The organism is Bacillus sp. PSXD-155 (genome assembly GCF_049310765.1).
In the GTDB taxonomy this organism is placed as follows: Bacteria; Bacillota; Bacilli; order Bacillales; family Bacillaceae_G; genus Bacillus_A; species Bacillus_A cereus.
The window spans coordinates 1-15,248 of sequence record NZ_JBMOWC010000041.1 but is presented as its reverse complement, the minus strand read 5'-3'; the positions used below and the strand labels follow the sequence as shown (position 1 = coordinate 15,248).

Genomic DNA, 15,248 nt, shown 5'->3' with positions numbered 1-15,248 from the left:
TAGAAAATTGGATATAGATTTAAAAGTTATTAACTTTATGGATAATAAAATAAATTATATAAAGTACCATAAGTTCTTAAAAAATTTCATAAGAAGAGCACTATTTGATAAGAATCAAAAAGAGAAAAAAATATTTTATAAACAATTAATAGAAACAGATATACATAGTCAATGGCACCCAGAGGAATATATGTATACAAGTAATTTCTTTGATCCATTCTTAGTTGACGTTCCTAATCAAAACTATATTTCTAACTTAAAAGTATCTGAAAATATAGTTTTAAAACTGTTAAATCAATTAGGGAGTAGTGAGGATCAAAGTATACGAGAGGGAGCATTAATTAGAATGACCTTTCTTCAAAGAACAGGTAGTCTAACTGTAACAAATCAAAGTATATTTATTGAACTTCTCCAAGGGCTCCCAAGTAATAGACGTCTAGGAAAGAGCGATTTCATCTATGAAGAAATTTTCAATGAAATTATAAATTCACGCTTAGGACTTAGTGAAGAGGAAATATCAATTTTTCTTGATAATGAAATTCCTATCTTTTATGATCCTGTTGATCAAAGTTATTTTAATACTACTGCATTTTATAATTACTTTAATAAACTATCTTATGCATTCTCAATCTACAAACACTCCCATACTCTTAACGCTGAATTATATATAAAATGGCTTAGTAAACTTTATGTGTATTGGGAATCCCAAAAAGAAGGACTACTTAGAAGTATAAATAAGGAACCCGATGCTTTAGCTGTGACAGATTATTTGAAAAGGCTAGTTTCATTTTTAGAGAAAAACTTTTTAGGAATTGTCCCTATTACATCTTTAAGAGATGTAGATTATACGAAATTAAAAGGTATTTTTAAAGAAATTGATAAAAAAAGGCCAAACTTACTTTTACCTTTAGTCCCTTATTTAGAAAGGCTTAATATCAATACTGGGTACAAATTGGAAAATATAGTGAACAATTTAAAATCAAAAGATGTCGAAAAGGTTAGGGTCATAGCAAATACACTTTATAATTATTTAATTTTGATAGAATATCAAGATTTAATAGTTGATAAAGAATCGATAAAAGATGCTTTGCTCAATATATTTTATTATGGGACAGACGATATCTTTGCAATAGCTGTAGATACTTTGCGTGATTGCATGGAAAATATACCTAATGTTTTTTTAGAAAATGAATGTTCTATGTTAATTAGTTTTTATAATGAATATTTAAAAACTATCACTTCAGAAACAGTAAATATTTCGACTTTAAAAGGCTTTTCACAAATTTCTAGTTTTGCTGGTTTAGTTGCTTATACATATAAATATTACAATGACCTTTCCCAAGAAGCTTTAAAAGAATGGAAAAGCTATATTATTAATCATAAGCTACCTGAAGTCAGAAAATATAGCGATGTTTTTTCTTCTTAAAATCAATACCTGAAAAAAACACCTTATACGGTGTTTTTTTTCAGGTATTGATAATACCGTTTCAAGGATATCTTAGTTTTAAACCCCGTCCTGCTTACCAACTCATCTTCAGTTAAGCCTTGCCTAATAAGACGGAGAATAAATGTGTTCCTCATTTGCTGTGCAGAAATACGCCTATTTAACTCCGCACGTTTCACTTCAAGTCGTATCATCTTTTGTATAGCAACTTCAGACAATGCTTTTGGCGCATCCTTTTCGTACACCCATCGATACGTACCTCGATTAAAATCAAATGCTACAAATAGGGGGTTATTTGTGTGTTGTCGAGGCCTTACGGGTTCCGGAATAGTCGTATAATACTTGTAAAGCTGCTGAGTATCTTCCATAGTTAAAGAGACAGACCTAGTTGTTCCATTTTCCCCAGGTACCATTAAGATATTTCTAGCAAACTGTATATGGCTCATATTAAGCGATACAAGCTCTTGCAAGGACAACCCATAGTTTAATACTAAAGTTATAATACAAACGTTTCTATCCATAATAAGAGGGCGATATTTAGCTTGTCTTTCCGTTAACCCCTTTGTTGATAGAACAGTTTGTTTTAAAAGCTTTTCTTCTATTTCAGTAATAAAATCATTATCATTTAGTGATTGATCCGGAATTAAAGAGAGATTAATGTCATCCAATGGACTAACTATACCTAAAAACATGTGTACCTTCTTTAAAACCACCCATATTCTGTGTCTTGTTTTCTGAGAATATTTACGCTTGTCTTCTAACTCAGAGAAATACGTCTGATAGTCCGCTTCAGAAAGTTCACTCCATGATTTGATATGTAGAAGTTTCTCATTCGCTCTTAACCACTTATAAAAGTCTTTAGTATCGTAAGCATAACGTTTAATCGTGGATTGTTTCCGCCCTTTTTCTGTTAAATAAGCAGAAAAGGCTGCTAATGTTTCTTCTAAATTAATGTTTTCGCTCATTATAATCACCTAATTTCTTAGGAATTATTATAACAGAAAATAAGTGAAAGACCTGCTACCGCCCTTTGCTACGCACGGTTGCTGCCATCTCCAAAACGCAAACGGACAAACAACCCTTTGCATTTTGAAGATGTTGATTATTATCTATAAAGTAAAATAAATAGGGTTATCATAATACTCCAAAAAGGAATTACAAAAACTAATCCCCAAAATATTCCTTTGAAAAATCTAATCTCGTTATAGGTATCTATATCTAAGTAAGTCGTATCTTTAAGTACAGTCATGTTTAATCCTCCAAATATGAATTGTTTACTAAAATGAAAAAAGGACAAACCTCGCCCTGGTAGGGATACGTAGGTTTGTCCTTTAGTATGTGGGTAATGATATGTTTATTTTCCATTATTATAACGTAATTTACAAATATTTTCAATTAGGTCGGACATCTTATTAACAATCATACTAGCTGTATTAAAAATCTATTATAATTATATATCTTATATATTAAAAAGAAATAAAGATAAAACTATTATAGGTTATCAAAAATAGGGGAAAGATCTACTCCCACAAGGGAAAATTTAATATAAGAACATAAAAAATCATAAATTGTAGAAAATGTCTCCGTAGATTCAAGGATTATTAGACTTTCAATTCTACAAAAAAACAGAAAGAAAATTATATGTTTCTACATGAAATCGGAAAGAAATTGATACAAATCACATTATATTTATTCAAGCATGTAAACAGGGCTAATTTTCATTATTTTGGTAAATGGAGTAGTATTCATCGAAAAAATATCCACAGTTTATCCCAATAAAGCTACTATTTGTTAACATTACTCACTCTTTACACATAACTCACATTATTATTGATGATTTTTATTAGATAAAATGAACGACACTATTATTATCAAGAGTATTGAGGAAATATTATTCACAATCGAGTATATTTGTCCTCATATCCACTATTTTTTAAATTTTATTTTTGATTTTTTGTAGGTATTATGAGATAGGTTTTATTAAATTAGAAGAATACGCCTTAGCACTATGTGGAGAGTTATATAGTGCTAGAAGAGAATTTGTATAGAAGTGCATAAAAAAAGACTTCATTTTACATGAAGTCCTGCTGATTTTGTATTTATAAATAGAGTAGTAGAAAAGGAGTATGAATGAAACAAACACGAATAGCCCTCTACTTTCGATTTTTTCAAAAATAGAGAGCTCATTACTATTATTTTATTTCCATTGCGTTTAGCACCTGATCTGGAGCTGTTATTGTTACACCAGCACGTACTAAACGTTCGAAGATACGCATAAACTCTAGTAAATTAAACTGCTTTGGTAGTTCAATAACACGAAGTTTTTCTTGTGGCAGCTTATCAATTGCCTCGATAAACCATTCACGAACATCACTTGGAATCGTGCGTTCTTTATGACCACGAACTTTTAGTTTTTCACGCATTTCAATTTCTAAAGCGATATATGCATGGAGATTAACACCCTGATCATATGCATATTTTCTAAATAACGTTTCTTCCTGGTATTTTAGATAATTACGGTGATAAGACTCTTCCGTCACTGGTACCGCAAACTTCTGCTTCAGTAGTGCATGCACATTCTTAAACATCTTCTTAATGTTGTGATGAGAGTACATAGAATAATGTAAACCGAAATTAAAGACAGCTTGTTCACGGTCACTATTTCTCTCTTTTGGTATATGTTGCGCAATAAGAGGGTAGATACCTTCTTTTGCTGCTGTATCGAGAATTTGATATTGAGATGTTTGATGTAATAGTTTCTTCAATGTATATACAATTTTCGTTGGATACCCTTCTTTTCGATCAATCATGTCACGGAGTCCACGAATTACACTGCGGATTTGACGATGACAAGTATGCTTTAATACATGAATGAATTTATTCATGTCTGCAGACAATTCACCGATATTCATCTCTTGTAGGACTGCTTCGATAAATTTCGCTTTTCGAGCATAGGTAGCTTTTGGTGTAAATGGATCCCTATGTTGTTCTTCTCCAGCTTCTTTCGAACATAAGAAGTCTGAATGGATAGACAGATATAATGTCGTATATCGTTTTGTATGCTTTACACCTTTTTGCATTTTGCAAATTTTGAATAGGGGATTCCCCGTACATGGTAATGCAGTTGTTAATTCCTCGATAACCGCACGAATTTGATGTGGATATTTTTTATGTAAGAAACGATACATCCCGCCAAAGTGAGTTTTGTTTCCTCTTTCGTCCTGCTTGTCCAAAGAACGCTTTAATGTTGTTTCTGTATGTTGTTGCATCGCAATGTCTAAGAATAGTTTCTTAGCCGCTACAGATAGCTTAAAGAAATCCTTTGTAAATACAACAGGACTAATATATACGTACGGATTTGCTTTTTCTGTTTCCTCATTCATAAAATGAGTCAGTTTGATTGTATATCGGCCATCTAAGCCATTTTCAATAGAGATTATGTTATGTAAGCTTAATTTCTTTAAAGCAATATAGAATTGAGAATGTTGGATATAAGCAAATTCTTCTTTGTATTGCTTGTAATCTTCCCACATCATATGTATTGTTACATTTGGAATGACCCCATTTGTATAACATTTTTTATGTAGGTACAAGAATACTTCAAGATCTGCATTCGTAATACCGTATAATTTATGTTTTCGTCCGGTTTTTTCTGCAATTGCAGACATTGCGCGACGTGAAAAAGATGGTTTGGCTTTTTCGACAAAGCCTTCTACGTCAGCAATACGTTCTTCGTATGTCATGTGCTGCAGAATATCTTCTAAATATGTATCTTTATAGCTGTAGTATTTCTCCTCAAATGTTTCCACAAATTTTTGCCAAGATTTTATGGTTACTAGCACAGCATTGGTTGTTTCCCCATTTAAGCTACGTTGATTTCTTATTACAAATGATTTCCCCATCTTTTTCACCTCCGTTCTACAAATTCAGAAATATATGCCAAAATACTATAAAATATACCAATTTTGATTATAGCAAAATGAAAATTGTTGAAACGTGCCCCTTTAAGAGGAATTTTTAAAACATGAAACACGTTATAAACCCAATGATTATAAGGGATCGGAGAATCTATGGAAAAAAATTTGTGTTAAGGATATGGTAAAAAACGTTTCATGTCCTAATTGTATAAACACAATAATGAAACACGGGAAGATTGTTGATATATAGAGGGTTAAGGAGAATTGTTTCTAATTTTAGGTCAAGGATATGGCAAAAGTGTTTCATGTTTTAATCATAGGTCGTTCATTAGGGAAAGATACTGTAAATCCCTTTATAGAAAGGGTTATAGGAGAAAATGTAATAGCTTTAAGGTCGAGGATATGGTAAAAGGTGTTTCATGTTTTGACTTTTATAAGGTCAAGGATATGGCAAAAGTGTTTCATGTTTAATATATAATGAAATTATCGGGGGAATAAGGTGAAACATTGGTACATAAGGGTTTATGGCTGTTTCATATATGTATTTAGGTCAAGGATATGGTAAAAACAATTTGTTAAAATTTAAAGGTTTTATGTATTAAAATAAAGGTGAACTGTTGATATCTATGGGTTTATAAGGTATTGGAAAAATTTTTGTATTACGTATTTAAATTAATAAAATTAATTGATGTCTTATTTTTTCGGGTTTAGGTTAAGGGTATGGCAAATTTCTTTCAAATAAATAGTAAAGAATTTAGTGTATATGCGGTATAAATTCTATTCAAATGAACATTTTATGAGAATATGGGAACGATTAGATAAAAATGTTTCATATTTATAGTGAAGGTTCACTATATGGTAAAAAGTGTTTCATCTCTTAATTCATTAGATTGATTGAAGACCTATGGAAAACTAATGTATAATTAATGTTATTTTATGTTGTAAATAAAGAAAAATCGTGTCAGTACTGCTTGAATATAACTAAAGTGGAAAAAATAATTGTTTACATATATGTATTAGATTAAATGTTTGTTTGAAAGAAAATTACGGAAGGAGTGAAAATGTGGAGAGATTAACACAACTGTTTACGGATGCATTATTAATATCTGAGCCCTTATATGGAAATAATAAAGTAGTTTGGAACAAATGGACTGCCTATAGTTCAGATATAGAAAAAGATAATACTAAGGTCGTGACTTCTCAATATGTTTCCCCATCTTTTTCGGCATTAGTATCATGGTTGAGTAAAAAGAATGAAGAAGGAATTACTTCGTTACAAATTGGTATTAAGTTAAAAGAGTATAAAGATGAAATTCATGCAACTATTGAAAAGGTATTAGAAGACGAGTTTAAGAATGCTAATAAGTTTAATGATGGAACAATCATCCAGGGAGACGTAAATGAGGATGAAACGGATGAACCAGTTGATAAAGAATATTTTGAAGTTAATAATTCCGCAGTTTATTTTAAATTACGTGATGGAATCTCTAAAAATCACTTTGAAGAAGACGCAGGTATGGGTGTAAAATCTTACCCTATCGAAACAAAGGAAAGTAATGCAATAGCTCAGCTCTCTTCTCACAAAGATGAAGATTTAAAGCTTATTAAAGATGATGAAGCATCTCGTTGGAATACTTTGGTGAATGATGTAATGAGTAATATGGATGATCTGACAGCTGATGTATTGGACTCCATTACCATCCAGTGGCTAGCACAAGCAAAATCCCCAGATGAATTCATAGAATTTTCATATGAGCAAGTATTGGATATGTGCAATGTACCAAAAAAGAAAGTAAGTAAAGGAGAGTACTACAGACCTGAAGATAAAATAAAGGTTGCTAAGCGTATTGCAGCACTAGCAAGTATCTTCATTTATTTAAATGATGATAATGAAGTAGTAGTCTTAAATGAAGAAAATGAACATGATGAAAAATATAAAGTAAAGAGAGAAGTTGTCAAACGGTTATTTGTATTGGATTCAGTTGTATTATGGAGACACAATACAACAAATGAATATATGGGCATTGAATCTTGCCGTATTAAACCAGGGAGTTTTTTAACAAGTTATTTATATGGTTCAAATAATACCACAGCATTGTTATCTAAAAAGGCACTTGAGTATAATAGTTATCGACATAAGTATCATAAACGTTTAATTCGTTATCTAACATGGCAATGGAGAATACGACAAATATATTCAACTTTGAAGCGACCATACTCCATTGGGGGAGATAAAGGCTTATTAGCTGTTATGGCAATCCCGCTCACTTGGAAACCGAGTCGGATTAGAGAACACCTAGAGAATGTTCTTACTGATTTAGAAAAAGAGAACGTAATTTCTAAGTGGGAGTATACAGTATCATTAGATGAAGAACGTTTTAATAAGAAGAATTGGTTTAAAGATTATTGGGTGAATTTAAATATTACTATACTTCCACCGGAAGAATTAATTAAGTCTATGTATAATTTACCTAAGAAAAAAACACTAGAGTTAGAAAATAATACTGAAGCATCTGTAGAGTATTTTGAAAGGGCTAAGGATGTTGTTAATATGCCTCCGAAAAAAAATAGTGAAGAGCTTAATAGATTTGATGAAGAGGCTGTTCGAGAGAAAATACTTAAACAACGCAAAGTTGATAATAAGTCTATACGAGAATTAGCAAAAGAAATAAGAATATCGGCACCTACATTATCTAGATTTTGTAACAGAGAAACCAAGCGGCTATCTGCAAATGCAGTTGAAAAAATGTCTAAGTGGTATGAGAGACAAGGAATATTAGAAAAAATGTAGTGATCAACCAGATTATTAAAGAAGAAAAAACATTTTGTAGGATGTTTTTTCTTCTTTTTATTATGCCTGTTTCTGAATAATGATTTATACGTGGTTTTTATGCTCTCTGAGAGAATAAATCCTTTGAAATAATATTAAAAATAATACTGTTATTTCATAATAAAAAATCTAAGAGCACGCACATAACAATGTTCTTAGATTAGAAAGGTAGATTCCTATGCATAGAGGGTCTCAATACAATAACATATGCTTGTCCGGTTTAAATGTGAAAAAATTTTAACAAAATAGTTATTTGCACGACACGTTTCCTTATTAATGTCGCATTATAGATTAAAAAACCACTGGTAGATTTGCGAGAGAACGAATTTTACTATGGCTATAAATTAGTTGATCCGGTTCGATTGCCAGGCGAAGATTAGGAAACCGCTGTAACAAAGTGCCTAATGCAATTTGTCCTTCTAGACGCGCCAGCGGAGCTCCCAAACAGTGATGTATACCAGTCCCAAAGGCTAAATGATTATTCTCCTCCCGTGAAATATTCAATGCCTCTGGATAAGTAAATTCCTTTGGATCAATATTCGCGGCAGTCAGAGAGAGCAGAATTAATTCGCCTTTGCGAATCTTCTTTCCATGTATTGTCATATCTTCACCAGCAAAACGGCTACTAAACATAACTGGACCAGCAAAACGTAATAGCTCGTCGATGGCAGAAGGAAGCAGGGAAGGGTCCTGCCTTAGTAAATCCATTTGTTCGGGATGTTGAATTAACGCCAGTACGCCATTACCGATTAAATTGACTGTCGTTTCATGTCCAGCAATAATGAGCAACCAAATTGTCGAAAGAAGCTCGTTCTTACTCAACTTGTCTTCTTGCTCTTTTGATTGAACTAGAGCACTTATCAAATCGTCACCAGGATTTAGGCGCTTTTCGTTCAGCAATACTTCGATGTAATGAATAAACTTTTCAAGTGTTGCAGTAACTGCAGTCCCCTGACTAGGGTCCACAGAGGCGTTCATGAGTTCTTGTGTCCATTTGCGAAACTGGTTTCGATCAGTGGCGGGAATTCCGAGCATCTCTGAAATGACAATAATGGGTAGTGGGTAAGCAAAGTCTGCAATAATTTCCATCTTTCCTTGTTTCTGCACAGCAGCTATTAATTCGTCAGAAATTTGCTGAATACGGGGACGAAGTTCTTCGATCATACGTGGTGTAAAGGATTTAGAGACTAGCCGACGTAGGCGCGTATGATCAGGAGGATCTACCGTAAGCATATTTGGCATATTCATTATCCATTCAAACAGTTTACTCACAGGTGTATTCTCCTTAATGGACTTCTGCTTATCATGGGGCGGTGTGAATTTCCGTAAATCTTTGAGAAAACGCGGGTCTTTCAGTATAGAAACAACATCATCATATTGCAATACGACCCATGCTCCTCCCATACCATAAAAGTCATCAATATGAAAGAAACGCTCTTGTTGCTTGATGAGGTTTTTATAGAACTTAATGGGATTGCGCATAGTTTCCTGTGAGTTCAAATCGTTAAAAGTGATCTTTTTCATTAGTTTCCTCCTTATCAGCGCATAACTATTGAATGCCCTGGTATTAATACTCCTCTTTACCGTATAATTCTATAACCTTCCATGTTGCAAAAATGATACATCTGATTCTCGTATCTAATCAAATGAACATATTTCTCTTCAAGAGCAAAGAAAAGAATTCCTTCTTTTTTGACCCGATTAGGACAAGAAGTAAACACGTATCTAATGGTATAGGGAAAATTGTGAATAATGAGAAAACTATTTTATAAAAAATAATAATCTAATAACAAGTCAAACTCATATTTTGAAAATTTTATTAATAAAAAAATATAAAATAAAAACTATTCACCATCCAATTCTTATCTAATATATGGGGAAGACCTTTGTACCTTAGGGATAACACTTTCTATAGATTGGGGGTATAGATGCATTAGTTTCGAAATACATATAAGATACAGTATTACAATTAAATTATGAAACGATTATAAAAGGGACGGGAACCGTATGCGCACTTTACAAGGGTATATGGAGAAGCATCAGGAAAATGCGGATTTACAACTAAGTTATGAAGGTGGATAACAAGATGGATATAAATTCTAAATCTGTTTCCATTAAGCCTCTAACAAAGGGTAGACGAATTACTCTAACACTCGGGCTATTCTTCTTATCACCGCTCGTTGCAGAGTATTTGCTAGGAAACATTTCAATTAGCGCAATAGCAGCATTGCCTTTTCTTGCGTTGATGTATGGCTGTGGGTCGATTCTCATTCGGGAGATTACCAGGCGTAGAGGTTACGGATGGCCCACAATGATCTTAATGGGGTTAGCGTATGGAATCTTAGAAGAAGGATTAATCACACAATCTCTCTTTAATCCTTCGTATGCAAATGCCAATCTTCTGAGTAATGCACCTATCCCGGAACTAGGGATAAGCGCTTGGTGGACTTTGTTCGTCCTTACATTACACACAGTTTGGAGTACTAGTGTGCCTATTGCACTCATTGAATCCTTTATACCTAACCGAAAAACAACACCCTGGTTAGGAAAGATTGGAATATTCATAACTAGCCTGTTATTCGTAGCTGGAATGATCTTCACCTTTTATGGTTCGTATGCACAAGGACATTTTCTCGCTACTCCAACACAATTAATCAGTACACTCATTGCTATTTTCTTAGTGTTTATCATTGCTGTCAGCATTGGCCATGTTCCAAGCACTTTTGTAAGAGGAGATGCACCAAATCCTTGGGTAATCGGTGTAGTTTCTCTGATAGCCTCAAGTTTATTTATGATTGTCCGTGAGTACAATGCCTGGGGGGGTGTCGTTTTCTGGATATTACTGTTCGCCGTGATGACGATCTTATTCTTGCATTGGTCACGGCGCAAAGGTTGGGGGAATATACACGAGTTAGCCCTAGCAGCAGGAGCACTCCTGACTTACGCATGGCACAGCTTCATCGAAGAACCAGTCATTGGGGCCACAGGGACCATAGACCAGATTGGTAATGTGGTCTTTTCACTTAGCGCAGTCATTATTCTGTTTCTCGCTATTCTGAAGATATAAAACGCCTTCCTGACGATTATACAGGTGGAATTTGGACAAATCAAATTGATAAAATAGCACCTTTATTTAAGAAATAAGGGACAATATAACAATCGAAGTTTTTCATCTGTTTAACCATCTATATTTTAAAAGAAGACTTATTAATAATGTTGAAGTTTTATATACTGAAAAACACCCCTAATTTCCTATACATAATGGAAATCAGGGGTGTTTTTGGATAAATGGGACTTACTTTATTTATATTCAAACAGAAGTACAACAACTACCAAAGAATAAACCGCTAGATGTATAAAATGAGCTGATGCAGATAAGTAAATTTTTCGTTTTGGGGTACCTTCAAGATCTTAGCTTGATGGGCATGGGGAGTATGGTGCTACTCCATTAAAAAATAGTAAAAGCCGGAAAATATTTTTATACTCCCCGGCCTTAATATAAAAAGATTAAGAATTTGAAACCTTATTTGCTAAGCAAAATTTTCTCAAGTTCATCTAACATTTTGTTAGCTGCAATTACACCACCAGCAGTATTCCAAACTGCATCACTAACTTCATGTGCATTTCCATTTTTAACAGCATTTAGATTTTTCCAAAGAGGATCGCTTGTCATTTCTTTTGCTTTATCTAAAGCTTTTTGATCATTTTCTGGAGCATATGTAAAGTAAAAAAGAACATCTCCATCCATCTTAGGAATCATTTCTTTTCCTACATCTATAGCTAGGTTGCCAAATTTACTGTTAGCAGTAAAAAGCTCTTTTTGCTGTTTCACACGTTTAAAGCCTAATTGATCAAAAATAACTCCTGAAAAAGAATCTGTGTAATAAATACGAGAGGCTCCAGCCATGAAACGGACAACAGAAACTTCTTGATTTACTTTATCACCTAATTTTTGTTTTACAGCTTCTAGGTGTGCATCAAATTTACTTAATACTTTGTTGCCTTCTTCTTCACGATTTAAAGCTTTTGCATATAATTTAAAGTTTTCCTTCCAATCGCCTCCTAGTGTATCTGAAAATACTGTTGGAGCAATTGCGCTTAATTTATCGTACACCTTTTCTTGGCGTACCTTATTACCAATAATTAAATCAGGTTTCAAAGATGCAATTTTCTCTAAGTTGACTTCATGTTCAACCCCTACAACTTCCACGGCTTTCATATCGCTTTTAATATGATCGTACCATGGATCTCCTAGCCAAGATTTCACAGCACCAACAGGCTTTACTCCCATGGATAAAATCGCTTCTGTTCCTTCGTTAGTTAAAACAACAACGCGTTTAGGATTTTTTGTGATCTTTGTTTCACCCATAGCATGTTTAACTGTATAACCTTGTTCTTTGTTTGATTTTGACTCTGTTTTTTCTTTTGACACTTCATTGCTACCACAAGCAGCTATGAACACTAAGAAAAGAGCCGACAATAAAGTAAGTGTCGTCTTTAAATATGTACGCATAGTAAGTCCCCCGATAAGTTCAATAATGATTTTCATTATTAATAATGCTTTATAGATTAATAAACTGTCAATGGTATTTTGTCAGATGTTTAGAACATACATTAAAATATCTGACAAAAAATAAGAAATCCAGCTAGAGGGGATCTCGTCCATCGCCATCAAGTTAAGAAATACATTCTTCCCCAAAACAAAAAAATGAGCTGAATTCTTATAAATAACTGTAGAAATATAAAATTTTCGTTTTGGGGTATTTGCTTTTCTTAGGTTGATGGATGTGGGGTACGACCACATCCATCAACCTAAGGTTTTAAAGTACCTCCTGAACGGAAATTTTGTGTTTTTTATAGCACTGGAGCAGTTCTGTTACAAAGTTTTTTGTGTACCACTATATATAATCTATATCTTGTCTTGTTAATATATGTCCACCTCATAAAATCGTGAACACATGAAAGTGGAATTTAAAAAGAGTGCTTTCCAAGGCACTCTCTGACCAAAACTTATATTGAAAAGAATACACATGATATTGTATGCATGTTGTTTAGGTAGGGGCAGTTTTATGACAAAATCGTTATTTGGATAATTCCAGTAATACGATGATTTGTAAAGGCGAGGTGACTTTTGTCTGTATGGAAAGTTTCAAAATGTTCTTTTTAGATGTATTAATAGTTAGAAAAACATACATCTGGAAATAAAACTTGATATTCCGGGATTAATCGAAGATCAGTAGTTGAGGTTGTAAAGTGTATATAATTTTTTTCTAATTTATCAAGTGTTGCCAGGTGATGAGTGCCTAAGCCATGCTGGATGCTATGTTTAGAAAGAGTAGGACCAATTTGTAATTTTCGGTTTTTCATAGCTGTATTCCATGGACTGTAAAAGAATTTTAAAATGAAAGCAGGATACATGTAAACGATAAATGGGTGAGGTGACCAATGCCGCCCTGCCCAATAGTTACCATGCGAATAATTGTGGAGTAATCTACCACCATAGTAAGGGGCAGGTGGATTAGGTTGGATTATCATCCCATGATAACGCTGTTTGACAAGGGGAATTCCGTATCTCGGATTCGTATAACCGTGAGTAGGGTCATCCACCATCAGAATAGTCCTAATGGAATACATGTTTTGCCCTAAAGTAGCAAGAGATGAGAAAAAGGCTTCCTTATCAACACAGCAAAGGAATTCAGTGGTATTTAACACCATTTTCCATCCCGTAATTTCTTTTTCTATGTTCATTACTTCTTGATCAACTAATACGGCATCAAATTCTAATACTTTTGAATCACGGATTTCCCAATGAGGTGCAAATAATTTACATATTTCAACCGAACGATCAGTAGACCCACGATTAATAAGAATGCCATGATCAAATAGTTTTGTGTGGTGCATTAACCACCACGGAAGCAGATACTCTTCGTTATAAAAATGAGAAATTAAAGTTGTATTAATAAAGAGTCCTCCTTTTAAATTTTTGTGAAATATATCCTTATCTAGTATGATATGCTACTTGACCTAAAAAGTTTTCTTTAGAAGTTATAATGGATATTGAGATTTAAAAATATTTGTGGGAATTTCAAGGGTCTGGAATGATGGATAATAAAATGGATGTATTAGACGGGAAATATTCTTTATACAAATCCTAGAATTAAAGATTGGGAAGTTAATTAAATTAATGGTTGACAGTGAATATGAAATTGAAACTATTGATAGTAAGGTAGTCAAGTGGCGGAATATAGAGTTAAGTAAGGTATGGAGTAAATATATGAAGAATAAAAGAGAAACCGTACTGTTTGAGTAAAAGAACAGTACGGTTTTTCATTTATGGGGTAATAAAAACTGTATTCGAAGGGTTATTTTTATTAGTTTAATTTAGGGATGGTTAATTCTATAGCATTTACACCGCTAGCACAGGTTACAATATTTTGGTTGGTAAAGGAGCTGTTATTTCGAATTTGAAGTGTTGAATTGACTCATATTCTTCCTGGCTCATTTCCGAATGGAATTGTAGCGATCACACTATTTGTTACACCATCAATCACAGATACAGTATCATCATTAGTAGTTGCTACATAAATACGATTGACGGCTGTTAATCACGGTCCAGTAGGACCAGTATCTCCAGTAGGACCAGTTGCACCAGTAGGACCAGTATCTCCAGTAGGACCAGTATCTCCAGTAGGACCGGTATCTCCAGTAGGACCAGTATCTCCAGTAGGACCAGTTGCACCAGTAGGACCAGTATCTCCAGTAGGACCGGTATCTCCAGTAGGACCAGTTGCACCGGTAGGACCAGTATCTCCAGTAGGACCGGTATCTCCAGTAGGACCAGTATCTCCAGTAGGACCGGTATCTCCAGTAGGACCAGTTGCACCGGTAGGACCGGTATCTCCAGTAGGACCAGTATCTCCAGTAGGACCGGTATCTCCAGTAGGACCAGTATCTCCAGTAGGACCGGTATCTCCAGTAGGACCAGTATCTCCAGTAGGACCGGTATCTCCAGTAGGACCAGTTGCACCGGTAGGACCAGTATCTCCAGTAGGACCAG

11 protein-coding genes and 1 pseudogene are annotated in these 15,248 nt (G+C 33.9%); 4 read left to right on the top strand and 8 right to left on the bottom strand.

Annotation, left to right across the window (positions count from 1 at the left end):
- A partial coding sequence (locus tag ACO6VI_RS26235; protein WP_422424461.1) for a hypothetical protein occupies nt 1-1,426 on the top strand: 1,426 nt, incomplete at its 5' end.
- A gap of 23 nt (nt 1,427-1,449) precedes the next feature.
- On the opposite strand, the gene ACO6VI_RS26230 is transcribed toward ACO6VI_RS26235, so the two are convergent.
- The 3 genes from ACO6VI_RS26230 to ACO6VI_RS26220 all read right to left on the bottom strand — a co-directional run bounded on the left by ACO6VI_RS26230 (nt 1,450) and on the right by ACO6VI_RS26220 (nt 5,346).
- On the bottom strand, nt 1,450-2,409 hold the full coding sequence (locus tag ACO6VI_RS26230) for a tyrosine-type recombinase/integrase (protein ID WP_422424459.1): 960 nt from the start codon (nt 2,407-2,409) through the stop codon (nt 1,450-1,452).
- A 140-nt stretch (nt 2,410-2,549) separates the two neighbouring features.
- Complete coding sequence (locus ACO6VI_RS26225; protein ID WP_000217298.1) at nt 2,550-2,693, bottom strand: hypothetical protein; 144 nt, start codon at nt 2,691-2,693, stop codon at nt 2,550-2,552.
- Nucleotides 2,694-3,636: 943 nt separating this feature from the next.
- Complete coding sequence (locus tag ACO6VI_RS26220; RefSeq protein WP_422424457.1) at nt 3,637-5,346, bottom strand: hypothetical protein; 1,710 nt, start codon at nt 5,344-5,346, stop codon at nt 3,637-3,639.
- A gap of 1,078 nt (nt 5,347-6,424) precedes the next feature.
- On the opposite strand from ACO6VI_RS26220, the gene ACO6VI_RS26215 reads away from it, so the two are divergent.
- Nucleotides 6,425-8,152: a helix-turn-helix domain-containing protein gene (locus tag ACO6VI_RS26215; protein WP_046945572.1), complete on the top strand. Its 1,728-nt coding sequence runs from the start codon at nt 6,425-6,427 to the stop codon at nt 8,150-8,152.
- A gap of 330 nt (nt 8,153-8,482) precedes the next feature.
- On the opposite strand, the gene ACO6VI_RS26210 is transcribed toward ACO6VI_RS26215, so the two are convergent.
- Nucleotides 8,483-9,715, bottom strand: a complete 1,233-nt coding sequence (locus ACO6VI_RS26210) for a cytochrome P450 family protein (RefSeq protein ID WP_422424455.1) — start codon at nt 9,713-9,715, stop codon at nt 8,483-8,485.
- Between the two features lie 562 nt (nt 9,716-10,277).
- Between ACO6VI_RS26210 and ACO6VI_RS26205 the strand changes: the two genes are divergently transcribed.
- Both ACO6VI_RS26205 and ACO6VI_RS26200 read left to right on the top strand, forming a co-directional pair.
- Nucleotides 10,278-11,258 carry a hypothetical protein gene (locus ACO6VI_RS26205; protein WP_422424453.1) on the top strand — a complete coding sequence of 327 codons (981 nt, stop codon included), beginning with the start codon at nt 10,278-10,280 and terminating at the stop codon, nt 11,256-11,258.
- A pseudogene (locus tag ACO6VI_RS26200) lies at nt 11,246-11,335 on the top strand (glycerophosphodiester phosphodiesterase); the annotation flags it as partial. The gene ACO6VI_RS26205 and the pseudogene ACO6VI_RS26200, both read left to right, overlap by 13 nt.
- Before the next feature lie 379 nt (nt 11,336-11,714).
- Here the strand turns inward: ACO6VI_RS26200 and ACO6VI_RS26195 are convergent.
- From ACO6VI_RS26195 to ACO6VI_RS26180, 4 genes are all read right to left on the bottom strand, one after another.
- Nucleotides 11,715-12,704, bottom strand: coding sequence for an ABC transporter substrate-binding protein (locus ACO6VI_RS26195; RefSeq protein WP_422424451.1), 990 nt, complete (start codon nt 12,702-12,704; stop codon nt 11,715-11,717).
- Between the two features lie 659 nt (nt 12,705-13,363).
- A complete protein-coding gene (locus tag ACO6VI_RS26190; protein ID WP_422424450.1) occupies nt 13,364-14,092 on the bottom strand; it encodes a glycosyltransferase family 2 protein in 729 nt (242 codons plus the stop codon).
- Between the two features lie 581 nt (nt 14,093-14,673).
- Nucleotides 14,674-14,742: a hypothetical protein gene (locus tag ACO6VI_RS26185; protein ID WP_254916590.1), complete on the bottom strand. Its 69-nt coding sequence runs from the start codon at nt 14,740-14,742 to the stop codon at nt 14,674-14,676.
- Between the two features lie 54 nt (nt 14,743-14,796).
- Nucleotides 14,797-15,248 (bottom strand): hypothetical protein (locus tag ACO6VI_RS26180; RefSeq protein WP_422424448.1); only part of this gene is annotated, 452 nt, incomplete at its 5' end.